Origin of the sequence: Flavobacterium algoritolerans (assembly GCF_030010385.1) — a bacterium.
Classification (GTDB): Bacteria; Bacteroidota; Bacteroidia; order Flavobacteriales; family Flavobacteriaceae; genus Flavobacterium; species Flavobacterium algoritolerans.
Window position 1 is genome coordinate 306,033 of the sequence record NZ_JASCRZ010000002.1, and the last position, 24,205, is coordinate 330,237.

A 24,205-nucleotide genomic window follows, 5' to 3' on the forward strand; every position below is an offset into this window, starting at 1 on the left:
CAAAGATTAAAAAATGAAAACGAAATACATTATAAAATTCAAAAATAATATTGCAAAATTACTAGATTACATAACAAGGCAAAGCGCAATTTTTATGTTTTGTAGATGGGAATTTCATTAAAATTTTGAGCTTGTTTTTCATCTAATAAAATGTCTTTTACAGCCATTAGCATTGCCTTGTTTGAGGTAAAAAGTTCTCTGTTGAAGTTTATTACGGTTGTAATGTCAATATCTTCAATAGGTGCAAGTTGCGCCTCAGTATAAAACGTGTTGAGTGCTGAGGTGTAATTTTTTTGAATGGTGTCAAATTGAGTTTTCAGTTCTTCAAAACCCGACTTTTTATCCGTATTCAAAAATGTATTTAATTTCATGTAGAGTTCTTGAGTTTCTTTTTTATGATGCAGAAAAAATTGATATTTAATCTCTTTTGATGAGCTGCTGAGATTCGTAATGTTGCTTCCAATATCCTTTATACTTTTTACCGCATGCATGGAACTTCGCACTGCCGAAATTAATTGGTTCAATTCTGAATTTTCATCACTATTTAATTTGGCTCTTAATTTCAAATAAAAAGCTTGTAACTCGCCTTGCAACTGTTTTAGGAATTCATATTTTTCTTCAGTAGTTTTTGAATCAAAATTTCTTTTATCATTGATTTCCGTGTAATTAATTTCTTGATCAAGTTCATGGGTTTCGATTTTAAATAGTTCCAAATTGAAAAGCATCGAGTTATGGATGAAATATCGAGTCTCTCTTCGGAATAAATCCAAAGCGGTTTCTGGTTCTGCAATTGATGCGTGGTTTATAAATGCTGCTGTCGAACCATCTGTATTTTTGAAAAAACGTTCTAAAAATGAGGTGAATAAATCCAAAACAGGAAGAAATAATACAATAGCCAACAGATTTATTAGACTTGAAAAAGTAACCAACCCAATGAGTGGATCTTTGATTTTTATAATATCGGTTATCAGTAAAAGAATAGGTCTAAGCAATACAAAAGCAATGGCAGTAATGAAAATATTAAATAATAAATTACCAAGTGCCACTCGTTTTTTGGAAGCATTTCCGCCAATAGCGCTCAACACTATTTTAATAATGGTACCCGTTTCACTGCCCAGAACAATTGCGGCTGCCATGGGAAACCCTATTACTCCTGCGTTGAGAGCACTCAATGTTAGTGCCATAGTTACAGAGCTAGATTGAACAACCAGCGTAATCAAAAATCCAATTATCAAAAAAATAACTAATGGCTTCGATGCATATTGTGAAAAATCAAAATAGTGAACCTGCGTTTCCATAGCTGTTTTCATGAAGGAAAGCCCGATAAACATTAAACCAAATCCCAGAAGAAAATAGGAAACATATTTTATGGTTTTACGATTTCCAAGGAGGATTAGGAGAAAACCTCCTAAACAAACTGCCGGATAAGCAATCACTTCTATATTGGTTTTAAAACCAAGTGTTGCCACTAGCCAACTGGCTAGTGTTGTTCCCAGATTTGCTCCCAGAATAATGGCCATAGCATTTTTCATGGTGAAAACTCCGGCGCCCACAAATGCCAAAACCATTAACGAAACCATAGAACTGCTCTGTAGAATACCAGTTACTATTGTTCCGCCTGCCACCGCGCCAATGTTGTTTTTTGTGATTCGCTGCAGAAACAGTTTGAAATTTCTACCCGAAAGATTTTTTAAGGATTCCTCCACAAGATACATGGCGAAAAGGAACAGTCCCACGCCAGCGGAAAGTTTTAATATTATATTGAGGGTTTCCATAGTTAAAAATAGAACTAAAGATACTTAAAATTAATGATTTAATCTTTTCTTAATGAGGGATTTGTACTTGTTTTGATTTGGGAAAAAAGTAAAATTTTAAGTTTTAAATAAAAAAAAACTACAACTGTTTAAGAGTTGTAGTTTAGGATTGAAATTATGATTTTTTAAACTAATAATCAGAATAATCAGTTGGGTATAAAAAAGTAATGTCTATGTGAGAAATATTGTTTTTGTATTTTTCCATAGCTATTAATCCTTTCCATTCCGGCGAATCTACAAAGGCTTTCCAATGCGAATCTCTACTTTCCTGATCTGCAAAAGTGGTCATGTACATTAAGTTTGGCATTTTTGCTCCCGAAATAACTTCGCCATAAAAAACCGCATTAAAGGCAAGTCGGTCAAAGAGTTTTACTTCACCACCAGCATTAAACATATCAACTTTGTTTTTATAAATCGCCTCGGTTGCTGATTCGTAGCTTCTCAATTCATACACTCGATTTGCTCTTGGACTGTTCAAAACGGGAGTTGACAAAAATTGATGATCTGAAAAAGCTTTCAATAAAATAGATTCGATACGCAAATATGGTGCTTGTTTATAGGAAGCGTTTAAATAATCTGCTCCTGCAGCCAAATAGGTTTTGTCTTTGGCCAGTTTATCTTCCAATCCTAGAAATTGAGTCATGGATGAAAATGGAATCACTAACATCACTTTTTTTATCGTGTCGGTAGCGTTTGGTCTTGGTTTGAACACACCAATATTTTTAATTCCAAGTTTTTTCAAACCCGGAAGAAATGCTTCTTTCAAATACTTTTCAGTGGTTTCAACTTGTTGTTCCGTTTTGAAAATATAGGTTTTTATTTGGTAGAATTCTCTGGAAAGAACTTCTGGTTTTTCTATAGTTGTATAATCTGTAGTTTTTTTTTTAAAGCTGCTCATTGCTAAAGTAACAACTATTAGAAAAAGTAATTTGGTTAATTTCATTTTAGTTTTTTTGATTTAAATTTGATTTTTTTAGTAAAAATAGCGAAAGGGAAAGATGTCTCAGTAGTTGCGGTAGACAGTTACTTTGGGAATGTTACTTGTGTGTTCATCAAAATAGAATGTAAGTTTGTTGCATTGGGTTTTATCCCTTTTAATGGAAATAATTTCATTTTTTTTCTTACATATATAATATTCGATAAATGTATCATTAGTTTTTACAAATACAATAGGCTATCAATACTACATCTCATGTTTAATTGAACGAGCTCCTAAATTCTAAAGGCGAAACATTGGTTTTACTTTTAAATAATTTGTTAAAAGACTGCGGGTATTCAAAACCCAATTGGTATGCTATTTCACTAACGGATAAAGAAGTTGTGGTCAAAATTTCTTTGGCTTTTTCAATTAATTTATTCTGAATGTGCTGTTGCGTACTTTGTCCGGTGAGTGATCGGAGCATATCACTCAAATAATTTGGAGAGACATTCAATTGCTCTGAAATGTATAGAACAGTTGGAAGGCCAAATTCCTGAACTTTTGTACTATTAAAATAATCCAAAAGCAATTTTTCTAAATTACTCAACAAATCATTACTGGCATTTTTACGGGTAATAAACTGTCTGTGATAAAATCGGTTGGAATAATTGAGCAATAATTCAATGTGTGAGAGTATAACATCCTGACTAAAACCGTCTATTACAGAACAATATTCGGCATTAATATTTTGCATAATGTTTGTAATCATTGCTTCTTCTTTATCCGAAAGATGTAACGCTTCATTTACAGCATAGGAGAAAAAGCCATAGTCTTTGATGCTTTTTGCCAAAGCATAATTTTGGATAAAATCTGGGTGAACGACTAACCATATTCCTGAAAGCGCTATATCCTCATCAACAACAGTCGAGATTACCTGACCCGGCGAAAAAAAAGTCATTATACCTTCGTCAAAATCATAATAGTTTTGTCCATATTTCAATTTACCTTTAAAATCCTTTTTGGTGCAAATGGAATAAAAATTATAAACGAAACTTTTTATGCTTTCATCAAAATTACATTTTATTTCATTCAGATTAATGACACTAACCAATGGATGTTTTGGTTTAGGTAATTCCAATAAACGATGCAACTCAGAAATGGAATTGATGATATACGGAGAATGGGTCTTTTTTTTCATGATGCGAATTATAAATTCAGTAAGAAAAGCGAATTGTAAAGATAGCTTTTCCTACTGAATAATGTTGTTTTATTGATCGATGGCTACCATATTGACAACATCATAACGAGCACCTGTGATAGTTCCTAAAGGGATGATGGTTTCTAAACGGTTTAGGTCTTTAATGCTTAATTTAATCTCTGCAGCAGCATTATTTTCTTCGATATATTTCACTCTTTTTGTACCCGGAATTGGTAAAATACCTTTTGAAACAATCCAGGCAATGGCTAATTGTGAAGGTGTTATTTCTTTTTCGGTAGCCAATTTTTTTATTTCATTAACCAAGGCAATGTTTTTGTAAAATTGTTCGCCTTGAAAACGGGGTAAACTTTTTCTAAAATCAGTATCAGGAAAATCATCAGGGCTTTTGATATCGCCAGAAATGAATCCTCGACCTAATGGAGAATAAGCCACAAATCCGATTCCAAGATCTTGAAGCGTTTTTAAAATCCCCGTTTCTTCTACACCACGCTCAAACAAAGAATATTCTGTTTGTACCGCAGTCAAAGGGTGAATAGCATGGGCTTTTTTTATGGTTTGCGATGAAACTTCTGAAAGTCCGATGTAACCAATTTTTCCTTCTTTTACCAATTCAGCCATAGCCGCAACAGTTTCTTCAATAGGCGTGTTTGGGTCTAAACGATGGAGGTAATACAAGTCAATATAATCAGTTCCCAAGTTTTTAAGCGAACGCTCCACTGCTTTTTTTACATAATCCTTTGTACCGTTGAATTGCCAAGTCAGTTGTTCCTTGTCATCAATTTCATAACCAAATTTTGTGGCAATGGTATATTGATTTCTGTTTCCTTTAATGGCTTTGGCGACAAGCCTTTCATTTAGTAAAGGGCCGTATAAATCTGCAGTGTCCAGGAAGTTGTATCCTAGTTCTAATGAACGGTGGATAGTAGCGATAGATTCGGTTTCATCTGCTTTTCCATAAACATCCATTCCTGCAATTTGGGTCATTCCCATACAACCCAATCCTACTTTTGGAACAAAAAGTCCTTGACTTCCCAGTTCGATTTTTTTATTAGTATTCATACTTTTTTATTTAATTGTGAATTTAAATTAACAATGCAAATGTCAGTATGATACTAAAATTAAAAGTAACCCAATCTCCTAAAATTGTATCCAAAATGAGGAAATTGGGTTTGTCTATTTAAATTCCTTTAAAGGTTTACAAAATCGTTGCTTTTAGGAAAAATACTCAGGGCTTCAATAGCAATTTCGGGAGTAGGAGAGGCTAGTTTTCTCAGTTTAAGATCCATCCAAGCGCCATCGACAGTAATGGTTGCACATAGTTTATTTTCTTCATTGATGAACTCATGTACAATCGACCAGCGGGATGCATCTGCATTTACTTTTGAAGTTTTGGTGTGCATGGAAATTTTATCCGAGAGTTTTATTTCTTTTCTAAACACACATTCTTCCCTAAAAAGGATAGGGCCAAAGCCTTGTGCTTGCATCACCTTCATCGTTAATCCAAGGCTTTCCAGAATTTCGATACGGTGTTGTGCGCCAAAGTCATAATAAGCACTATGTCGGACATGAAAATTAGGGTCAAGATCAGACCAACGGAAGGATAATTCTTTGCTAAATGAAGTCATTGTTGTTTTATTTTTAAAATTAATTTAGGGGCGCTTTCAGGATTGTATTTCAATGAAAGCAGGTAGGTTTTAGAAAATCGAAAATACAAATAAAAACGGAATTTGATTACGGTAAACATTGCTTTTTAAGGCTTTTTTATGATAAGCAAGTAAATGTAAAAGGAGTATTTGTGGATTATTTTATCTCAAAAAATATTGTGGCGTGTCTTTTGTATAACAAAAAAGGATTGTCTAATTCCGGATAACAGAAATAACCATGTGTATGAAAAAAATAATTGTATTGTTGTTGCTAACGAGTGGTTTGTATGCTCAAGAACAAGTGTTTAATGTGCAGCGGTATTGCATAGATGAGCAGCCTTTTAAGCAAGGCGAATGTAATATTACTGGAAATGAATACTCTTTTGTATTCTTAGACACTCAAAAGCGCGATGTAGTTTTCTTCCTCACGGCTACGAAAATGAAATATAAAATTGTTGACTCCGGTATTTTTCATCTGGATAGAAATTACACCTTTTATACTTTAGAAAATGAAAATGAACAAGTAGAAATGAGAGTAAACCAGCAGCATACAAAAATTGAATTTCTGTTTCCTAATAATCATATTTATTTGACGGTAGGGAAATCAACTAAGGCAGTAAATTAAAAAGGAATTCACAAGTAGGATTTTATTATCCGCACGGTCATGCTCGAAATGAAACAGGATACGTGCGGTTTTTTATAAGTTTTATAATTTAAGACTTTGAAATTTCTTCCAATACTTTTTTCCCGTTTTCATTGTTTGGATCTAGTTCTATGGATTTTTTATAATTTAGAATAGCAAGCTTTTTATCTCCGTTTTTTAAATAAGCTTCTCCCAAACTGTCATATGCATTTCCTGATTTTGGAAACGCTTCTACATTTAGTTTGAAAACTTCTATTGCTTCTTTTACTTTTCCGGTTTGTAATAATTGATATCCTGCGCTATTCATTTCATTTTCGTTGATAGCATAAGTATTTGAATTTTTATTTTCTTTAAAATAAGTTAATCCAGATGTAATTCCTTTTTCCAGAATTACGTCTACGAAAGCAATAGCTAATGATTTTTTAGGTAAACTGTACGGTTTATTATAAAGGATATTTCTAATCGCTTTATTCATCTCGTTTAAGTTGGTACCGCCCGTATTATTTAATAAAACCACTAGATTTTTGTCAGACGGAATACGGGAAAGCAAGGTGTTGAATCCATTTATTCCACCGCCATGCTCAATAACTATAATACTTTCATTCTTTTCTCCATTGAAAGCCTTATTGATGAACCATCCGTAACCATAATGTCCCGGTCCTGCAGGGATATAGGAATTAAATAAAAGTTCTTTATTTTTTTTAGAAAGTAACTGTTCGGTGTAAAGTGCTTGATCCCATAAATACAAATCATCTACAGTAGAGTACAAAGAGCCGGCTGCGTATGGGATTGATAAATCAAGGTAACTGGCATTGATGAAGTTTTTGCCGTTTTTCTCATACCCGGAAGCTCTGTTTTTCAGAATCGTTTCATGGTGATCGAATCCTGTATTATTCATTTTTAGTGGCGTAAGAATATTGTCTTGTAAACTCTGCTCATAGGTTTTGCCGGAAACTTTCTCTATAATGTATCCCAATAAAAAATAACCGGAATTGCTGTACGCAAATTTTTCACCTGGTGTAAATTCCAGCGGTAAGTCAGCAAATTTTTTCACAAAAGCTTCTGGACTATACGGATTGATGCTTAAATCTTTCACGAAATTAGGAAACGAAGTGTAATTAGGAATTCCAGAGGTGTGCGTCAGTAAATGATGAATGGTGATTTTATCGCCCAATGCTTTAGGATAATCAGGAAGGTAGGTTGAGATAGGAGCATCCAACTTTAATTTTCCCTGCTCAACTAATTGAAGTATCAACATAGCGGTAAATTGTTTGGTAACAGAACCCAATCGGTGTTTGGTATCCGCTTGGTTCGGAATATTCCACTCCATGTTTGCCATTCCAAATCCTTTTTTATAAATGACTTTACCTGCGTCAGCGACAAGAATAGAGCCGTTAAACTGCCCGTATTCTGAATACAGGTTCATTAACTTATCGATTTGTTCTGTTTTGGTTTGCCCAAAGGAAACCGGTATTGTAATTAGCTGGATGAATAGACCAATTAGGATTGTCTTTACTGCAAAATGCTTAGATCGTTGTTTCATGATGATTGTTGGTTTTAGTGATTGATGTTTTTTTTGTTCATTTTTATGTGTTGTTGCAAATTTTGTTTATCCGTTACAAGCTAGTGTTTATATTCCGAATAATTAATAAATGTTTTTCCATCGTAAAGGTAGAGACCTGTTTCTCTCGTACCTATCCAAAGATTTCCAGTTTTATCTTCCAAAATTGCCCAAATCCCCTGATTGATTAGTCCATTTTTTGTTGTAAAACAAGTGAAAGAATTTCCATCGTAACGGCAAATGCCACCACCGCCACCAAACCAAATATTGCCGTTTTTGTCTTCTATAATTCGCATAACCGAATCACTTAGCAAGCCATCATTTTTTGTAAAACTTGTAAATGATTTTCCATCATAACGGTAAGCACCGCTCCAATTGCTAAACCAAATATTTCCGTTCTTGTCTTGCAATGCGGGCCAAGCCCAATTGTCACCATTTGGTTTAAGATTGGTTATAGATTTACCATCGTAACGAAACACACCCTTATTACCTCGTCCACCAAACCAAATGTTACCAGCTTTATCTTCTAAAATATATTCAACGCTATTGTTACTGCTCATATAGCCAACTCCGCTCTCATCAATTACAAACGGAGTAAAAGTTTTACCATCGTAGAAGTAAACACCATCAATTGTTGCGAACCATAGTTTTCCGTTTTTGTCCTGCATGATACTGAATACCTCCTGCGTTTTTTTAAACTTGTTGGGAGGCAGGTTTTTTCGTAAAGGAATCTCGATTTTAGCAAATGTTTTACCATCGTAAAGACAAACTCCCGCTGGAGTACCTATCCAAATTTTACCATCTTTATCTTCCAAAATGGCATTAATATTATTACTGTTTAGACCATCGGAGACTAAAAATTGAGTGAAGGATTTTCCGTCATATTTATAAAGACCATTTTCTGTGGTGCCAAACCAAAGGTTACCGGCTTTGTCCTGCAGCGCGGATTGTACATTGCCATATTTAGGCGAGCCTATGGTTTTTATAAGTTTAGGATGTGCAACAGCTAGTATGTTTGATTCATTTCCCTTTTCTTTTGGTACGTTTTTTTCAATTGGTCCGTTACAGGCAGTGCCAAAAAGTAATAGTATCAGAAAAGTAAAAACTCGGGCTTGTGAGAAATATTTTTTCATTGTTCAAATCGGTATTGAAGTTTTGTATCTACTTGTTGGTTTGGGTGTCGCTCTGCATTGACTGCTAACGTTTCGCGGCATGTAGTTGTTTGCAAGGTTATGAAAACGAATGTTTTGGGCTAAACGAAAATACGAATAAAAATCTTGAGAGTATTGATTTATAAATCCAAACTATCTGATTTATGTTGTTTAAGTAACGGCAACAATAATAGTCAAATAATAATTTACACAGTGAAGAATAGTCAACAGCATAAGTTCTTTATTTTCCATAGTATCAAATTCTGTCGAAGTTTCAATTGTATAATCAAAGTTAAATTTATTCCATTTGAAATCAGTATCCACAACTAGTATCTCGTTTTCTTCGGCATCAACAAGTATAAATTTATTACTAAGCAGTCCTTTCAATTTTAACAAATAATTTTTTTCATTTTCATTAAAATTAGTTTTAATTACAATTCCTTTCCAACCCATTTTGAATTCTAATAGTGTCTTTTCTGCTTTTTTTAATTCAATTTTAGAATCCCAAAATCCTTTTGGTTCAAGTTGATAAATTGAATTGTCAGCCAACTTTATTTCTGCTTTAAACGAATACCATTCTGTATAATTTAATTCTCCAATTCTGGTATTTTCTATTGTCAAAATGAAACTTTTAGAGTTTATGGAGTTTGCTTTATATTGTCCCATTTTTTGTTTTATTACTTAATTAGTTTCTATAATTCAGTTTTATTGACCAAATCCGTTGTAGTAGTTATTAGGCGTTCGCTTTTTTCATTTACTTAATTTCTACTTATAATATTCATCTTGCATTGCTCTATACTCTTTTTTTGAAAATTTAAATTTCGAATTTGAATAAGGACTTAATTGATTAAGCATGAAAATTTTAACTGGCTCACTAATAAGCACGTCGTAATAATGTCCTTTAACCAAATCATAGTCATTTAAGTGTCTATTAAATATTTTCCTAATATTTATGCAATCTTGTTCGACTAAAGTTTTAAAAGCAATACAACGTAACAAAGGAACTTCACATTCTGTAATTTGTACTAATTCTTTTTCAGTTAGATTGTTGCGAAAAATTTCATACTCTTTGTTTTGTTTTCCACTTCTATTAATTTCAAGATTGGTAAGTTTAAAATCCCAAATTATATTCTTTACTCGTTCATTTTTTATTATTTCTTTTAAAAGTGTAGTTGGTTGAAAATGTTTATCTTTTTGATCTTTTTTCGCGCAGTTAAAAAGCAATAAAACTATTAATGTCAATACAATTCTTTTCATTAGAATAATTTATGTTAAAATCAAAAAAGTATTTTTCTTGACTCTGCGGTAAAGTGACGCCTAACGTTCTCGCGCTTGGCGAGGTTGCGAACTTCGGAACTAATTATTTTCTGTTAAAGATAAAAATTCTTGCGAAACGCAAACTTGAATTCACAACAAAATTCGCAATTGCGAGAAACCGCTGTTGGCAGCAGGTAGAACTAAAAATCGTTCTTAATTAAATCTTCAGTTATTATCATCAGTTTTCCAGAAAGAATTGAATCAACAACTACATTTTCTCCAAATTTTGTTCTCAAAACGCGTAACACTTTTTTTCTTTGAGTTTCGTCCTTAATCAAAACATATCTAATGTCGTCAATTGAAGTTAAGGAAAGAGTAAACTGCGGTAAATGTGGTTTTTTTGCGAATATGCTTTTTTTCAAATCCTTAAATTCATCACTAAGAAGTAAATTTTGATTTTCTAGTCTAGGAATATATCTCCATTCTCTTTCATGATAGGTAATAATTTCTTTCCCTTGTATGTAGTTTTCCAATTTTTAAAAAATTGCAGTGCAGGTACAGTGATATTATTTATTTCTTTAAAAGTTTTTTCATATTCTGAATAGTCAAAATTTTCTATTATGTTGTCTAAATCTTCAATCTTTCTATTATTGAATATTTTTTGAAACATTTTGTCCAGATGGATACTATTTATTCTTGAATGTAATTCTTTAAAAGGTGTTGTTTTGTGTATATAAATAACTGGAGAGATTGAATTTTTTAAAGCCCAATCTAAACTCATTCCAATTCCATATTTTCCATATCGCATATATAAATCGACATCTTTTAATGGAATATTGCAGAAACTTGTCATCGGAATGTAATAATCAATTTCATTAATAATTTCTAAACAATAAGAAGGTGCAAATCCGTCTTTCAAGATTTTTAGAAGTGTATCAAAGTTGTCAAGATAATGAACAATATGATTAACTTTTTTTTGATTAAAGTCACTTTCTATTACTTCTATATCAGATTTTTTCTTCATGATTAACTAAAGTTCTTTCGTTCCACGCAAATTACTTGCTGCCAACTTGTATATGCCCGTTACAAACTAGCGCATATCCATCCAAAATCAGGATGCTTTGCGCTACAAATAGCATTTTACAGTTCTGCTAATGTAATTAAATTATTACGAATTATTGGTGTTGAAATTGGTAAAGTAATCGAATGAAAACAAATGAACTTAGGAATCAGATTTCCTAGCCCAGATAGTAGCGGCATCGTTTCTTCAGTTTTCCATAGCCTACTGTTTTACCCGTTTTTATTGCTTTTCAAAGTACTTGACTTTTCCAAATTTCAAAGTCGAAAAATATAAACAATTTTGTTTATATTTGTACTATGAAAACGATTGACATCATAAAAGGAATTCATCCCGGTAAAATTGTGGAGCGGGAATTGAAGAAAAGGAACATCAACCAAAGGCAATTTGCGCTTTCTGTTGGTGAACATCCTCAAACTTTGGGTGCTATAATAAAGGGTAATAGGAGGATGAATGTTGATTTGTCTCTTAAAATGGAGGAAAAACTAGAATTAGAAGAAGGTTTCCTGATGACGCTTCAAGTTTTTTATGACATAAAGGAAGCAAAGAAAGATAGTACTTATAAACCGGATCTTTCAAAATTAAGAAAAGTTACCTTTTGGGATACTACTTTTGATAAGATTGATTGGAAACAAAATAGGGTGGCAGTCATTAAACGTGTTTTTTCTAGAGGAATAGAAATGGAGCAGGAGGAAATTATTCGTTTTTATGGAAAAGAAGTGGTTGATAAGGTTAAATTATTAAAACACCAGTTATAATATAGAATGGAAAAGCTTCATTGGAATACGGTTTCGCCTTTGCTCAAAGAGATTCTTATCGATTTGATGGATGAGCCTTTATTTTTTCCTTTCAGATTGGTTGGAGGAACTGCTTTAAGTTTACAAATTGGTCATAGAATGTCGATTGATATTGATTTGTTTACAGCGGCTGAATATGGTTCCATTGATTTTAAGGAAATTAGAAGTTTTCTGGAGAATAAATATCCCTTTTGTCTTTCCAGGAATCTTGATAATGTTGCGTTTGGGACTTATTTTGAGATAGGATATTCTGAAAGCGAGTTAGTTAAAGTAGATTTGTATTATACGGATGATTTTATTTTCGAAGAAATTAATAAGGATTCTATTCGTATGGCTTCTGAAAATGAAATTATTGCAATGAAATTAGATGTTGTTCTGAGAGGCGGTAGAAAAAAAGATTTTTGGGATTTACATTATTATCTTGATAAAGTACCTATTGATGAAATGATTTCGTTTTATGAACAGCGTTATCCTTATACTGATTGTTCGACTATTAAAAGCCAATTTGTAAATTTTGAATCAGCTGATTTGGATTTTGACCCATTGTGTTTACGGGTTAAATCTTGGGAGCTTATTAAATTGGATTTTTTTGAAAGTATAAATAGGAATTCCTAATTCCAAAAAGGGGATTAAAACCTAAATGCCTAGCCCTGATAGTAGCGGCATCCTTTATGTTCTTTCTTTAAGAACATAAAGATACAGCGGAGAGCGGGAGAGAGCTCCAGATTCCGACTTCCGCCAGAATGACAAACCCGCTGAAATGTCATCTTGTCAGATTTTTTTACGCCAATTTTAACATAAACTGACAATTTAATAGTTGGTTTTGTATTGGCACAAAGATTGACTTATCGACTTCGAGTCATTGAAACAAGTATACAATAAAATTAAATATATTAAAAATGGGTAAAATAATCGGAATTGATTTAGGTACGACCAACTCTTGTGTTTCTGTAATGGAAGGTAATGAAGCAGTTGTTATTCCTAATGCAGAAGGAAAAAGAACAACACCATCTATCATCGCTTTTGTTGAAGGTGGAGAGATCAAAGTAGGAGATCCTGCTAAAAGACAAGCGGTAACTAATCCAACTAAGACTATTGCTTCTATCAAACGTTTTATGGGGCATTCTTTTTCTGAAGTTTCGGCTGAAGCAAAAAGAGTTTCTTACAAAATTGTAAAAGGGGACAACAATACACCACGTGTGGATATTGATGGTCGTTTATATTCTGCTCAAGAATTGTCAGCAATGACACTTCAAAAAATGAAAAAAACTGCTGAAGACTATTTAGGACAAACAGTTACTGAAGCAGTTATTACTGTTCCTGCTTACTTTAATGATGCACAACGTCAAGCGACTAAAGAAGCTGGTGAAATTGCAGGTCTTAAAGTTATGCGTATTATCAATGAGCCTACTGCTGCAGCACTAGCTTACGGATTGGATAAAAAAGGAACTGATCAAAAAATTGCTGTTTACGATTTAGGTGGAGGTACATTTGATATTTCTGTTCTTGAATTAGGAGACGGAGTTTTTGAAGTATTGTCAACTAATGGAGATACTCACTTAGGTGGAGATGATTTTGACCACGAAATTATTGACTGGTTAGCAGATGCATTTTTAACTGAAGAAGGTATTGACTTACGTCTTGATCCAATGTCATTGCAACGTTTGAAAGAAGCTGCTGAGAAAGCGAAAATTGAATTGTCTTCTTCTGCAGAAACTGAAATCAACTTGCCATACGTTACGGCTACTGCTTCAGGACCTAAACACTTAGTGAAAAAATTATCTCGTTCTCAATTTGAAAAATTAACTGACGATTTAGTAAAACGTTCTATGGCACCAGTTGCAAGAGCTTTGAAAGATGCAGGTTTAACTGTTTCTGATATTGATGAAGTTATCCTTGTAGGAGGTTCTACTCGTATGCCAAGAATTGCAGAGGAAGTAGAAAAATTCTTTGGTAAAAAAGCATCTAAAGGAGTTAACCCTGATGAAGTTGTTGCTATTGGAGCAGCTATTCAAGGTGGAGTTCTTTCTGGAGATGTAAAAGATGTATTGTTATTAGACGTTACACCTTTGTCTTTAGGTATCGAAACTATGGGTGGAGTAATGACTACATTAATTGAGTCTAACACAACTATTCCAACTAAAAAATCTCAAGTTTTCTCAACTGCTGCTGATTCTCAGCCAACTGTTGAATTACACGTTCTTCAAGGAGCTAGAGCAATGGCTGCTGATAACAAAACTATTGGTCGTTTCAACTTAGATGGTATTCCACCAGCACCAAGAGGAGTTCCTCAAATTGAAGTAACTTTTGATATTGATGCTAATGGTATCATCAAAGTTTCTGCAACTGATAAAGGAACTGGAAAATCTCACGATATCCGTATCGAAGCTTCTTCTGGATTAACTTCTGAAGAAATCGAAAGAATGAAACAAGATGCTGAAGCTAACGCAGAGTCTGACAAAGTTTTAAGAGCTAAAGCGGAGAAAATTAATGAGGCTGACTCAATGATTTTCCAAACTGAAACTCAATTGAAAGAACTTGGAGCTAAATTAGCTGATGATCATAAAGTTGCTGTAGAATATGCATTAACTGAATTGAGAATGGCTCACCAATCTCAAGATGTACCTGCAATTCAAACGGCGCTGGATAACATCAACGCAGCTTGGAAAACAGCTACTGAAGCAATGTATGCTAAAGGAGAACAAGGTCAAGGTGAAGCACAACCACAAGGTGATGCTGCTCAAGGAGACAATGTTGAAGACGTTGAATTCGAAGAAGTAAAATAATAAATTCTTGTAGCGATGCACTGCGGTGCATCGCTACTATTGATTTAGAAAACCGTTCACCATTGGTGAACGGTTTTTTTTATGCATTTCTATTTTTTAGTTTGTTTTGTGCCAAACATATTAGTAATCACTACCGCATGCGGAAAAGTTATGGCTGCCAAAAAAGAGAAAAACAACGCATTAAAAAGTTGTTCCTCTTTACACCAGTAATAAATGAGTGTAATTCCTACTAAAGATATCAACCAATAAATTCCCGCTGTTTTACAATAAGTAATAAAATATTTTATTGAAAACGAACCATTTAAAAATTTAATCTGGTCAATTATCGACGGAATACTGTGCCATAAAACAAAATAAATAGCAAATCCCCAAATCAGACTGGAAGACTTAAAAAGGATTGCAAAGAGGACTAAGTAAAAGAATTCTAAAAGTAGTTTTTTTCTAATTTTGTTTAATTTCCAGTACAAATAGGTGCTTAAAACAATAAAAACGATTGATGAAATTAGTAACAGTAAATTAAAGTATAAGCTTGGGATATTGATATTTGCGATGTTCAAAATAATACTTTGCACTTCACTGGAGTGAAAAACAAAAAGTAATAGTAATATAATGAATCCATAAAAAAATTGAAATAATATTAGGAACGATTTCGCAACGTGTTCTAGTAAATTTTGCCATTGCTGTTCTCCAAAATGATAGGCACTTATAAGTATGAATAAAAGTAGTGCTAGTTGAGGAATTGTATAAAACAGAAGGGCACCTATTAAAACCACCATTACGTAATATCCTAATATTTTAAACCATGAACTCGATTGCTTCTTGGCTTTCATATTTTTAATTAGTACTAAATCATTTGCTCCATGCAAAATTCCAAAAGTAAAAATCAAAAGAAAACCCAATATTATCTGGTATTTGTTAGATAGAAAGGAATCCATCCATAACCCGATAAAGCTTGCTACAATTGCGAAATTCAAATATTTTTTCATGAAATTTAATTATTGTTTAAAAATAGTTAAAAAAAAGTAAACAAAAATTATTTTTTATTGTTTAATATTTATTACATTTGATTAAACAAAAAACCATTAAAATTATTTATTTATGACAAATTTTATTTTTATTTCAGGTTTAGTCGGAAAATTATCACCAACCGATTACGTAGGGTTTACCTTCTTTGTAGGCTGTATGGCAATGATGGCTGCATCAGCTTTTTTCTTTTTATCCTTAAGCCAGTTTGATAAAAAGTGGCGTACTTCAGTGTTAGTATCAGGTCTGATAACCTTCATTGCTGCCGTACATTATTTCTACATGAGAGATTATTGGGCATCATTTGGAGAATCGCCTACGTTCTTTCGATATGTAGACTGGGTTCTTACAGTACCATTAATGTGTTTAGAATTTTATCTCATACTAAAAGTAGCTGGTGCCAAAACATCTTTGTTATGGAAGATGATTATTTATTCTTTAGTAATGTTAGTTACAGGTTACTTTGGTGAAGTGGTATTTACGGATAGTGCTGCGCTATGGGGATTCATTTCAGGAGTTGCTTATTTTGCAATAGTTTATGAGATTTGGTTTGGAGAAGCTTCAAAACTAGCTGCTACAGCTGGAGGAGAAATTCAAAAAGCACACAAGATTTTATGTTGGTTTGTACTTGTTGGGTGGTCCATTTATCCATTAGGATACATGATGGGAACAACTGGATGGTATAATGGATTAATTCCCGCCGGTAATATTGATGTAGCATATAATATTGCAGATGCTATTAATAAAATTGGATTTGGTTTGGTTATCTATAGTCTAGCTGTTAAGTCTCAAAAAGATTAACTACTTTTTTTATTTTTTATATTTAGTCTTAAAACCGGATTAGCGATAGTTCGGTTTTTTGTTTTAGTATCATATCCATTAAATATCTACAGTATGTAGGTATTGAAATCATATCAAATACATCATAAAAAAAGGGAAAATGTTATTGAACATTTTCCCTTTTTTAATTGATTATTTAGGATCTAAAGCTTGTCCTATTCTAGAAATTAAATCTTGTAAGTGATACCTACTCATTCGATCAGTCATTCTTGATGAGGCTAACTTCATCTCATTTTTCAAACTATTCAATTGACCTCTTGCAATAGAAGGTAAGTCAGTTTGAGCAAGATTTACTCTTCTTGTCGTGAAACCGTAAGTAACACCTACAGGAACCGATCTAACCATGGCTGTACCTGGTTTAAGTAATTCGATCATTTTGTCAACATACAATTTTTGAATGTTTCTGCGATACACATCAATGGAGCTGCTTCCTTTCAATTCAGAGAAGATTCCATTTTTTAAGTCGCTTACTAATTCATCAGCGGTATAGTTGTTTTTACTCATAGAAGAAGTTTCTATAAGGCGAACAATTCTATCTCCAGCTAATAAACTTGATAAGGTAGCATCTTGCATTCCTTTGATTGCTTCAACACCGCTTTCTGGGTTTATTTTCGAAAGGATATTTTGATCCAATAACCATTTTGGTGTGGTGAACAATTGAGTGTTTAAGAATAATACAGCATCTTTTTGGATAGCTCTTGGAACTACTTCAAATTGATTTCCTGTCATGTCATACGTTTTTGGAGAATCATAGATTCCACCTACGTTTTTAGTAACATGGCCCATATATCTTCTGAATTGTCCTGTAAGTGCTCCGTAAAGTTCGTCTAGTTCAGCATAGCTTTCTCCGTTTTCTTTTGTCCACTCTAATAAATTAGGCAAAATTCTTTTTAGGTTTTTGATTCCGTACTCAGAAGCTCTCATTGCATTATCTCCAATATCCTCTGTTTGGTATCTTGGGTCATAAGGGCTGCTTTCTGTACCAAACCATAAACGGTTATTTTTGTAAGCTTCCTTAGTCATTTCATTCAACTTCGCTTTTTCCTCAGTTTCAGTTTTAGCTCCGTCAAAATAAGAATACCCCCATTTAATAGCCCATTTGTCATAATCCCCAATTCTTGGGAATAAGGCAGTAACACCATCTTCTGGTTGTGCCACATAATTAAAACGTGCATAATCCATGATAGAAGAAGTATGTCCGTTTTTATCTTGGTACGCTTTATCTCTCAGTTTTTCAACCGGAGTGGCAGAACTTGCTCCCATGTTGTGACGTAATCCTAAAGTGTGTCCTACTTCATGAGAAGAAACGAAACGGATTAATTCTCCCATTAATTTATCATCAAACTTTTTTGTTCTTGCTGCAGGATCTACAGCCGCAGTTTGAATCAAGTACCAGTTTCTTAAAAGACTCATGATATTATGGTACCAACCAATGTGGCTTTCCAAAATTTCACCACTTCTAGGGTCATGTACATTTGGTCCGTATGCATTTTGAATTTCAGCAGCAAAATATCTCAATACTGAAAAACGGGCATCTTCCAAACTCATTGTTGGATCGTTTTCTGGCCAATATTCGCCACGAATAGCATTTTTCCATCCTGCAGCTTCAAATGCTACTTGCCAATCATCAATACCTTGTTTAATGAATTTTTTCCATTTGTCAGGTGTAGCTGGATCAATGTAGTATACAATTGGTTTTAGTGGCTCAATTAATTCCCCTTTTTTTTGCTTTGCAGCATCTTCGGCAGATTTTGGCTCTAAGCGCCATCTTACAGCAAAAGTTTTAGTGTCTGATTTTTGAGATTCTTCTTCAAAAACTCCGTATTCATTTGCAAAATATCCTACACGTGCGTCAAATTCTCTTTTGCGCATAGGTGTTTTTGGCAATAAAATCATCGAAGTATTCATCTCAACCGTTACTACTCCTGCATCTAAAGCAGAAGGTAAATTAACTCCAATTTGTGGTGTTGGAGTAATTGAAATACGCGGTGGAGTAGTTGTAAATGTTTTTACAGTTCTAATCTCAGTATTTATTGGATAACTACTTATTTTTGAGATGAATGATTTATCCTTTTGAAAAGCTACAATGTTTAACAATTGTTTTTTAATTGGATCTAATGAAAAAGTCTGAATATCACCATCGAAAGTGCTCGTTAAATCGATCACATATCCAGCATTATTTTTTCCAGTTGAATCTTTTTTGAATGCCAAGATATCATAGTTTCCAATAATTGGATCTGAAGTTGAATTCTTAACCGCTTGTGCCATTGGTTTGTCACCGTCCGGAGACATAATAACGTAAGTAATTGATCTAAGAAGAATGTTGTTGTTTAGTCCTTTTTCCCAACGAACCACTTGTCTGTTGATTTCTTCTCCTCCAAAAATTCCTCCTCCGGCTGGAGTTTTAGAATATCGGGTTATTGTCATTATTTCACTTCCTAAAAGGGAGTCTGGAATTTCAAAAAGATATTTGTCATTAATTTTATGAATGTCAATTAATCCTTTTTGTGTTACTGCGGTTGAGTCAATAACTTTTTTGTACGGTTTAGGTTCTTTTTTACCGTCTTTAGATTCGGGTGCTTTAGCTTCTACTTTAGCTGGGGCGTTTTTGTCTGCTCTTTTCTTTTTTTTGCTTTGTGCAAATGTGGCTTGCGCAAAACAAAATAACAGACAGGTAATAATTAGGGTTAGTTTTTTTTTTACCATTTAGTTAATTTATTAATAAAGTTTATAATTGGATATAGTCGGTAAGTCGCTTTTTGTTGAATTTTGTTACGACTTACGTCCAAATTTATTGATATATTTTTATAAAAAGACCATTTTGAGGTTCGATTTTAAATAATTAACAATAATTAACAATCGTTTATTAATTGCTTTTTCCATGTCACAACATGATTTTTCTCATGTAAGGAATTATTATTTCGAGGTATCTTTGCTTTTTTAAATATTAAATTAAACCTGTTTTTTTCATTTTTAGGAATGTCAAAAGTGCCAAAAAACGATTTTTTTGTAAAAGTTTTTTGTAATATTACTACTTAAATCAGCTGGAATGAGAAAAATTAAGTACAAGAGAGGAAAGAAAACACAACCTTATAATTTAGAATATACTGGTATTCATAAAAGTAAGGAATCAGAGCTGCAGTTGTTTGTTTATGATGATTTGGATCTTACCGAGTATGAGGATTTTAAGGTTTCGGATTTAGATAAATATATTGAGGGACAAAAAACAAACTGGATTAATATTCACGGTTTAAATAATGTGGAGTGGCTAAAATCGATTGGGAATTATTTTAAAATTGATAATTTTATGTTGGCTGATATTTTAAATACCACCCGAAGAACAAAACTGGAAGAGTCTCATGATTATTTATTTTTCAACATAAAATCATTGTTACCAGCGGAACACTCTGATAACATAAGTGTCGAACAAATTAGTTTTTTGTTAAAAGATGGGGTTTTAATTTCTTTTCAGGAAAAGCGAAGTGATTTTTTTACCCATATTCGAGAACGCATTAGAACGCATTCCGGAATCGTAAGAACAAAGAAAGCGGATTATTTGTTGTACATCCTTCTGGATGCCATCATGGAAAATTTCTACATCACTTTAGAAAGCGAGGAAGATAAAATAGAGGAATTGATCAATCTTACCAAGGAAAGTGTAGATCCTATAATTTTAGAAAAAATAGAGAAACACAGGGATAATTTAAATTTTTTGAAACGTTCTATCATTCCGCTTCGGGATTCATTGTATGATATAAAAAGCATAAAAGACGATACCATATTTAATGTTATGGAAGCAGATACTTTTAGCTTTTTTGCCCGATTGCATCAAAAGAGTTTAGAACTTTTGGAACAAATTGAATCTGATATGAGTTCTTTGGAAAGTGCGTCTAATTTCTTTTTTTCGGCACAAACGCATAAGATGAATGAGATTATGAAAACCCTGACCATTGTATCTGCGATATTTATTCCGCTGACTTTTATTGTGGGAGTTTACGGAATGAATTTTGATTATATGCCGGAACTCAAGCGTCATTATGGCTATCATACCGTTATGGGAGCTATGTCTTTAATAGTGGTTGGAATGATTGTTTATTTTAAAAAACGCCGTTGGTTTTAGTGATAGAAAAGGATTATATCCAATTCATTTGAAATTAAATTTAAAAAATAAAAAAATGAACAAGGCCATATATATTGCAACAAGCGAACAAAATAGTGGGAAGTCAATTATTACGTTGGGATTGATGAGTATGCTTATTGGTAAGATGGCCAAAGTAGGTTATTTTAGACCCATTGTAGAAGATTTTGAAGAAGGAGGATTTGATAATCATATTGAAACTGTGATTGGTCATTTTGGGATGGATATTGAATTTGAAGATGCGTATGCCATTACAAAAAGTAAGTTAATCAAAAAGAAGAACAAGGGAAAAATAGGAGAGGTTCTCGATTTGATTATTGAAAAATACAAGAAATTAGAGGAACGTTTCGATTTTGTCTTGGTTGAAGGAACCAGTTTTACAGGGGAAGGAACTGTTATCGAATTGGACATGAATGTTCTGATTGCTAAAAATCTTGGTATTCCAACAATTATCGTGGGTTCCGGAGTGGGAAAAACATTAGAGGAATTAATTGATAGTCTTTACTTAGCTTACGACTCATTCAAGGTTAAAGATGTTGAGGTTTTGGCTGTAATCGCCAATAAAGTGCAGCCAGAGAATATTGAATTGGTTACTAACGGTCTAAAGAAAAGTTTGCCCGAAAGTATATTAGTGAATTCTATTCCTTTGATTCATAAATTGAATAATCCAACCGTACAGGAAATTGTAAATGAGTTGGATGCCAAAGTTTTATTTGGCTCGGCACACTTGAACAATCAAACCGGAAATTTTAGTGTAGGCGCCATGCAATTGTGCAATTATTTGTTGCATTTAAAAGAGAATAGTCTGGTGATTACTCCCGGAGACCGAGCAGACATTATTCTTGGCGCTTTACAGGCCAATGAATCCGTAAATTATCCAACCATTTCCGGAATTGTTTTGACAGGAAATATTTTGCCTGAAATCAGTATTTTGAAATTGATAGAAGGACTTTCTACCATTGTTCCAATTATTGCGGTGGAAGAAGGAACGTATTATATTACGAATAAAATAGGTTCCATTAAGTCCAAAATTTACGCAAACAACAAGCAGAAGATTGAAATTTCTATTACTACTTTCGAAAAATATGTCGACTTAGATAACTTGGCTGAAAAGCTAATCACTTTTGAAGCGGAAGGAATGACACCAAAAATGTTTCAATATAATTTAGTAAAAAGAGCCAGACAACATAGAAAACACATTGTTTTACCGGAAGGAAATGACGAACGAATCATTATTGCAGCCTCACAATTATTGACGATGGATGTGGTTGATATTTCGATTATTGGCAACAAAAAACAAATTGAAAATAAAGTAGCGGAGTTGGGACTTCCGTTTGATTTTTCTAAAGTACAAATCATAAATCCGATAGAATCGGAACATTATGATGATTATGTAAATACGTATTATGAGTTGCGTAAAGCAAAAAATGTAACCATAGGAATGGCTAAGGATTTAATGGAAGATGTCTCGTATTTTGGAACCATGATGGTGTATAAAGGGCACGCGGACGGAATGGTTTCCGGAGCGGCACATACTACACAGCATACTATTTTGCCTGCTTTGCAATTCATTAAAACCAAACCCAATTCATCTGTAGTTTCCTCTATATTTTTCATGTGTTTAGAAGATAGGGTTTCTGTTTTTGGAGATTGTGCCATTAATCCAAATCCTACTGCGGAACAATTGGCAGAAATTGCCATTTCCTCTGCCGATTCCAGTTTGGCTTTTGGTATTGAACCAAAAATTGCCATGCTTTCGTATTCATCTGGTTCATCAGGAAAAGGAGATGAAGTAGATAAAGTAAGAGCGGCAACTGAAATAGTGAGAAGAAAACGTCCCGATTTAAAAATTGAAGGTCCTATTCAATACGATGCAGCCGTTGATATGGCTGTTGGAAAAAGTAAAATGCCAAATTCAGAAGTGGCAGGGCAAGCCAGCGTTCTAATTTTTCCGGATTTGAATACAGGAAATAATACCTATAAAGCGGTTCAAAGAGAAACAGGCGCATTAGCAATTGGTCCAATGTTACAAGGGTTGAATAAACCGGTTAATGATTTAAGCCGTGGTTGTACGGTAGATGATATTATAAATACAGTCGTGATTACGGCGATTCAAGCACAAGGATTATAAAATGAAAATAGTAATTATAAACTCAGGAAGTTCCTCCATAAAATACCAATTGATTAGCATGCCGGCAAATGAAGTTATTTGTTCGGGGATGATCGACAGAATAGGACTGGAAACTTCAAACCTAACGTATGTAACGGATACGACTAAAATAGAAGAAACGTTGCCTATTGCAAACCATAAAATTGGGTTGGAAAAAATTGCCAAATTACTGATGGATGAAAAAGTAGGGGTGATTAAAAGTACGGATGAAATAGAAGCTGTTGGGCATCGTGTGGTGCATGGCGGAAGCGCTTTTTCGAATACGGTAGTTATTACCAATGAAGTAAAAGATAAAATCAGACAGCTTTTTGATTTAGCACCTTTGCATAATCCTGCAAATTTAGAAGGAATAAATGTTGCCGAGGAAATTTTTAATTCAGCACAACAAGTGGCTGTTTTTGACACGGCATTCCATCAAACGATTCCTGTTGTGGCGCACAAATATGCGGTACCAAATTACCTTTTGACGGAAAATAAAATACGCGTTTACGGTTTTCACGGAACGAGTCACAAATACGTTTCGGAAAATGCGATTCATTATTTGAAGCAAAATTCTCAGAATACAGGTTCTAAAATTATCACGATACATTTAGGAAACGGTTGCAGTATGACCGCTATAAAAGACGGGAAAAGTATTGATCATACATTGGGTTTTGGTCCAATGAACGGATTAATTATGGGAACCCGAAGTGGAGATGTGGATCAATCTGTGATTTTTTATCTGGTAAATTCGTTGGGTTATTCGCTTGAAGCGGTGAATACGATGTTGCAAAAACAAAGCGGAATGCTGGGGCTTACCGGGTACAGCGATTTAAGAGACATAGAAGCCAATGCGGAGAACGGAAATGCGGATTGTCAATTGGCTTTAGCGATGAATGCGTATCGAATAAAGAAATATATTGGTTCGTATACGGCTGTTTTAAATGGGCTCGATGCCATTATTTTTACGGCTGGGATTGGAGAAAATTCTTCGTACATCCGAAAATTAGTGTGCACCGATATGGATTATTTCGGAATAGCATTGGATGCATCCAAAAATGAAATTCGTTCGAAAGAAATTAGAGAAATAAACACACCAGATTCAAAGACTAAAATATTAGTCATTCCTACCAATGAAGAAATTGAAATTGCCAATCAGGTATTTGAATTACTGACGAATTAAGAAA

21 protein-coding genes are annotated in these 24,205 nt (G+C 33.6%); 8 read left to right on the top strand and 13 right to left on the bottom strand.

Features of this window, described 5'->3' with window-relative positions; genetic code table 11:
• Positions 1 to 92 precede the first annotated feature (92 nt).
• The 5 genes from QLS65_RS06905 to QLS65_RS06925 form a co-directional block, all read right to left on the bottom strand.
• Positions 93 to 1,775, bottom strand: coding sequence for a Na/Pi cotransporter family protein (locus QLS65_RS06905; RefSeq protein ID WP_282716159.1), 1,683 nt, complete (start codon positions 1,773 to 1,775; stop codon positions 93 to 95).
• A gap of 169 nt (positions 1,776 to 1,944) precedes the next feature.
• Positions 1,945 to 2,757 (bottom strand): NIPSNAP family protein, encoded by an 813-nt coding sequence (locus QLS65_RS06910; protein ID WP_282716160.1) that lies wholly within the window; start codon positions 2,755 to 2,757, stop codon positions 1,945 to 1,947.
• A 253-nt stretch (positions 2,758 to 3,010) separates the two neighbouring features.
• Entirely contained in the window at positions 3,011 to 3,931 is a 921-nt protein-coding gene (locus tag QLS65_RS06915) for a helix-turn-helix domain-containing protein (RefSeq protein WP_282716163.1), read from the bottom strand.
• A gap of 69 nt (positions 3,932 to 4,000) precedes the next feature.
• Positions 4,001 to 5,011 carry an aldo/keto reductase gene (locus tag QLS65_RS06920; RefSeq protein WP_282712532.1) on the bottom strand — a complete coding sequence of 337 codons (1,011 nt, stop codon included), beginning with the start codon at positions 5,009 to 5,011 and terminating at the stop codon, positions 4,001 to 4,003.
• Positions 5,012 to 5,139: 128 nt separating this feature from the next.
• The gene (locus QLS65_RS06925) at positions 5,140 to 5,577 is read right to left on the bottom strand and encodes an acyl-CoA thioesterase (RefSeq protein WP_282712533.1); all 438 of its coding nucleotides are present in this window, start codon (positions 5,575 to 5,577) and stop codon (positions 5,140 to 5,142) included.
• A gap of 262 nt (positions 5,578 to 5,839) precedes the next feature.
• Between QLS65_RS06925 and QLS65_RS06930 the strand changes: the two genes are divergently transcribed.
• The gene (locus tag QLS65_RS06930) at positions 5,840 to 6,220 is read left to right on the top strand and encodes a hypothetical protein (RefSeq protein ID WP_282712534.1); all 381 of its coding nucleotides are present in this window, start codon (positions 5,840 to 5,842) and stop codon (positions 6,218 to 6,220) included.
• Positions 6,221 to 6,308: 88 nt separating this feature from the next.
• Here the strand turns inward: QLS65_RS06930 and QLS65_RS06935 are convergent, their stop codons facing one another.
• From QLS65_RS06935 to QLS65_RS06960, 6 genes are all read right to left on the bottom strand, one after another.
• Positions 6,309 to 7,781, bottom strand: a complete 1,473-nt coding sequence (locus QLS65_RS06935) for a serine hydrolase (protein ID WP_282716165.1) — start codon at positions 7,779 to 7,781, stop codon at positions 6,309 to 6,311.
• An 80-nt stretch (positions 7,782 to 7,861) separates the two neighbouring features.
• Positions 7,862 to 8,932 carry a ligand-binding sensor domain-containing protein gene (locus QLS65_RS06940; protein WP_282716167.1) on the bottom strand — a complete coding sequence of 357 codons (1,071 nt, stop codon included), beginning with the start codon at positions 8,930 to 8,932 and terminating at the stop codon, positions 7,862 to 7,864.
• 189 nt (positions 8,933 to 9,121) lie between these two features.
• Complete coding sequence (locus tag QLS65_RS06945) at positions 9,122 to 9,616, bottom strand: hypothetical protein (protein WP_282712537.1); 495 nt, start codon at positions 9,614 to 9,616, stop codon at positions 9,122 to 9,124.
• Positions 9,617 to 9,715: 99 nt separating this feature from the next.
• Entirely contained in the window at positions 9,716 to 10,207 is a 492-nt protein-coding gene (locus QLS65_RS06950) for a hypothetical protein (RefSeq protein WP_282716168.1), read from the bottom strand.
• A gap of 200 nt (positions 10,208 to 10,407) precedes the next feature.
• Entirely contained in the window at positions 10,408 to 10,740 is a 333-nt protein-coding gene (locus QLS65_RS06955) for a hypothetical protein (RefSeq protein WP_282716485.1), read from the bottom strand.
• A complete protein-coding gene (locus QLS65_RS06960) occupies positions 10,668 to 11,231 on the bottom strand; it encodes an abortive infection system antitoxin AbiGi family protein (protein WP_282716170.1) in 564 nt (187 codons plus the stop codon). Before QLS65_RS06960 ends, QLS65_RS06955 begins: the two co-directional genes overlap by 73 nt.
• Before the next feature lie 353 nt (positions 11,232 to 11,584).
• On the opposite strand from QLS65_RS06960, the gene QLS65_RS06965 reads away from it, so the two are divergent.
• The 3 genes from QLS65_RS06965 to dnaK all read left to right on the top strand — a co-directional run bounded on the left by QLS65_RS06965 (position 11,585) and on the right by dnaK (position 14,868).
• Entirely contained in the window at positions 11,585 to 12,043 is a 459-nt protein-coding gene (locus tag QLS65_RS06965) for a helix-turn-helix transcriptional regulator (protein ID WP_282716172.1), read from the top strand.
• Positions 12,044 to 12,049: 6 nt separating this feature from the next.
• Complete coding sequence (locus tag QLS65_RS06970; protein WP_282712541.1) at positions 12,050 to 12,697, top strand: nucleotidyl transferase AbiEii/AbiGii toxin family protein; 648 nt, start codon at positions 12,050 to 12,052, stop codon at positions 12,695 to 12,697.
• 284 nt (positions 12,698 to 12,981) lie between these two features.
• A complete protein-coding gene (dnaK, locus tag QLS65_RS06975; protein WP_282712542.1) occupies positions 12,982 to 14,868 on the top strand; it encodes a molecular chaperone DnaK in 1,887 nt (628 codons plus the stop codon).
• A gap of 89 nt (positions 14,869 to 14,957) precedes the next feature.
• Here dnaK and QLS65_RS06980 read toward each other — a convergent pair whose 3' ends face one another.
• On the bottom strand, positions 14,958 to 15,854 hold the full coding sequence (locus QLS65_RS06980; protein WP_282716174.1) for a Brp/Blh family beta-carotene 15,15'-dioxygenase: 897 nt from the start codon (positions 15,852 to 15,854) through the stop codon (positions 14,958 to 14,960).
• Between the two features lie 112 nt (positions 15,855 to 15,966).
• On the opposite strand from QLS65_RS06980, the gene QLS65_RS06985 reads away from it, so the two are divergent.
• Positions 15,967 to 16,692 carry a bacteriorhodopsin-like gene (locus QLS65_RS06985; protein ID WP_282712544.1) on the top strand — a complete coding sequence of 242 codons (726 nt, stop codon included), beginning with the start codon at positions 15,967 to 15,969 and terminating at the stop codon, positions 16,690 to 16,692.
• Between the two features lie 171 nt (positions 16,693 to 16,863).
• On the opposite strand, the gene QLS65_RS06990 is transcribed toward QLS65_RS06985, so the two are convergent.
• Positions 16,864 to 19,437: a zinc-dependent metalloprotease gene (locus tag QLS65_RS06990; protein WP_282716177.1), complete on the bottom strand. Its 2,574-nt coding sequence runs from the start codon at positions 19,435 to 19,437 to the stop codon at positions 16,864 to 16,866.
• A 343-nt stretch (positions 19,438 to 19,780) separates the two neighbouring features.
• Between QLS65_RS06990 and corA the strand changes: the two genes are divergently transcribed.
• The 3 genes from corA to QLS65_RS07005 are packed head-to-tail and all read left to right on the top strand — an operon-like array spanning position 19,781 to position 24,201.
• Complete coding sequence (gene corA / locus QLS65_RS06995; RefSeq protein WP_282712546.1) at positions 19,781 to 20,851, top strand: magnesium/cobalt transporter CorA; 1,071 nt, start codon at positions 19,781 to 19,783, stop codon at positions 20,849 to 20,851.
• A gap of 55 nt (positions 20,852 to 20,906) precedes the next feature.
• Entirely contained in the window at positions 20,907 to 23,000 is a 2,094-nt protein-coding gene (pta, locus tag QLS65_RS07000) for a phosphate acetyltransferase (protein ID WP_282716180.1), read from the top strand.
• Between the two features lies 1 nt (position 23,001).
• The gene (locus tag QLS65_RS07005) at positions 23,002 to 24,201 is read left to right on the top strand and encodes an acetate/propionate family kinase (RefSeq protein WP_282716182.1); all 1,200 of its coding nucleotides are present in this window, start codon (positions 23,002 to 23,004) and stop codon (positions 24,199 to 24,201) included.
• Positions 24,202 to 24,205: the final 4 nt, after the last annotated feature.

Excerpts from the sequence above, each read along its gene's own strand:
- dnaK (WP_282712542.1), top strand. The coding sequence starts at position 12,982 with ATGGGTAAAATAATCGGAATTGATTTAGGTACGACCAACTCTTGTGTT.
- pta (WP_282716180.1), top strand. The coding sequence starts at position 20,907 with ATGAACAAGGCCATATATATTGCAACAAGCGAACAAAATAGTGGGAAG.
- QLS65_RS06960 (WP_282716170.1), bottom strand. The coding sequence starts at position 11,231 with ATGAAGAAAAAATCTGATATAGAAGTAATAGAAAGTGACTTTAATCAA.
- QLS65_RS06970 (WP_282712541.1), top strand. The coding sequence starts at position 12,050 with ATGGAAAAGCTTCATTGGAATACGGTTTCGCCTTTGCTCAAAGAGATT.
- QLS65_RS06950 (WP_282716168.1), bottom strand. The coding sequence starts at position 10,207 with ATGAAAAGAATTGTATTGACATTAATAGTTTTATTGCTTTTTAACTGC.
- QLS65_RS06910 (WP_282716160.1), bottom strand. The coding sequence starts at position 2,757 with ATGAAATTAACCAAATTACTTTTTCTAATAGTTGTTACTTTAGCAATG.
- QLS65_RS06945 (WP_282712537.1), bottom strand. The coding sequence starts at position 9,616 with ATGGGACAATATAAAGCAAACTCCATAAACTCTAAAAGTTTCATTTTG.
- QLS65_RS06920 (WP_282712532.1), bottom strand. The coding sequence starts at position 5,011 with ATGAATACTAATAAAAAAATCGAACTGGGAAGTCAAGGACTTTTTGTT.
- QLS65_RS06930 (WP_282712534.1), top strand. The coding sequence starts at position 5,840 with ATGAAAAAAATAATTGTATTGTTGTTGCTAACGAGTGGTTTGTATGCT.
- QLS65_RS06905 (WP_282716159.1), bottom strand. The coding sequence starts at position 1,775 with ATGGAAACCCTCAATATAATATTAAAACTTTCCGCTGGCGTGGGACTG.
- QLS65_RS06935 (WP_282716165.1), bottom strand. The coding sequence starts at position 7,781 with ATGAAACAACGATCTAAGCATTTTGCAGTAAAGACAATCCTAATTGGT.
- QLS65_RS06940 (WP_282716167.1), bottom strand. The coding sequence starts at position 8,932 with ATGAAAAAATATTTCTCACAAGCCCGAGTTTTTACTTTTCTGATACTA.
- QLS65_RS07005 (WP_282716182.1), top strand. The coding sequence starts at position 23,002 with ATGAAAATAGTAATTATAAACTCAGGAAGTTCCTCCATAAAATACCAA.
- QLS65_RS06915 (WP_282716163.1), bottom strand. The coding sequence starts at position 3,931 with ATGAAAAAAAAGACCCATTCTCCGTATATCATCAATTCCATTTCTGAG.
- QLS65_RS06990 (WP_282716177.1), bottom strand. The coding sequence starts at position 19,437 with ATGGTAAAAAAAAAACTAACCCTAATTATTACCTGTCTGTTATTTTGT.
- QLS65_RS06985 (WP_282712544.1), top strand. The coding sequence starts at position 15,967 with ATGACAAATTTTATTTTTATTTCAGGTTTAGTCGGAAAATTATCACCA.
- QLS65_RS06980 (WP_282716174.1), bottom strand. The coding sequence starts at position 15,854 with ATGAAAAAATATTTGAATTTCGCAATTGTAGCAAGCTTTATCGGGTTA.
- QLS65_RS06965 (WP_282716172.1), top strand. The coding sequence starts at position 11,585 with ATGAAAACGATTGACATCATAAAAGGAATTCATCCCGGTAAAATTGTG.
- QLS65_RS06925 (WP_282712533.1), bottom strand. The coding sequence starts at position 5,577 with ATGACTTCATTTAGCAAAGAATTATCCTTCCGTTGGTCTGATCTTGAC.
- corA (WP_282712546.1), top strand. The coding sequence starts at position 19,781 with ATGAGAAAAATTAAGTACAAGAGAGGAAAGAAAACACAACCTTATAAT.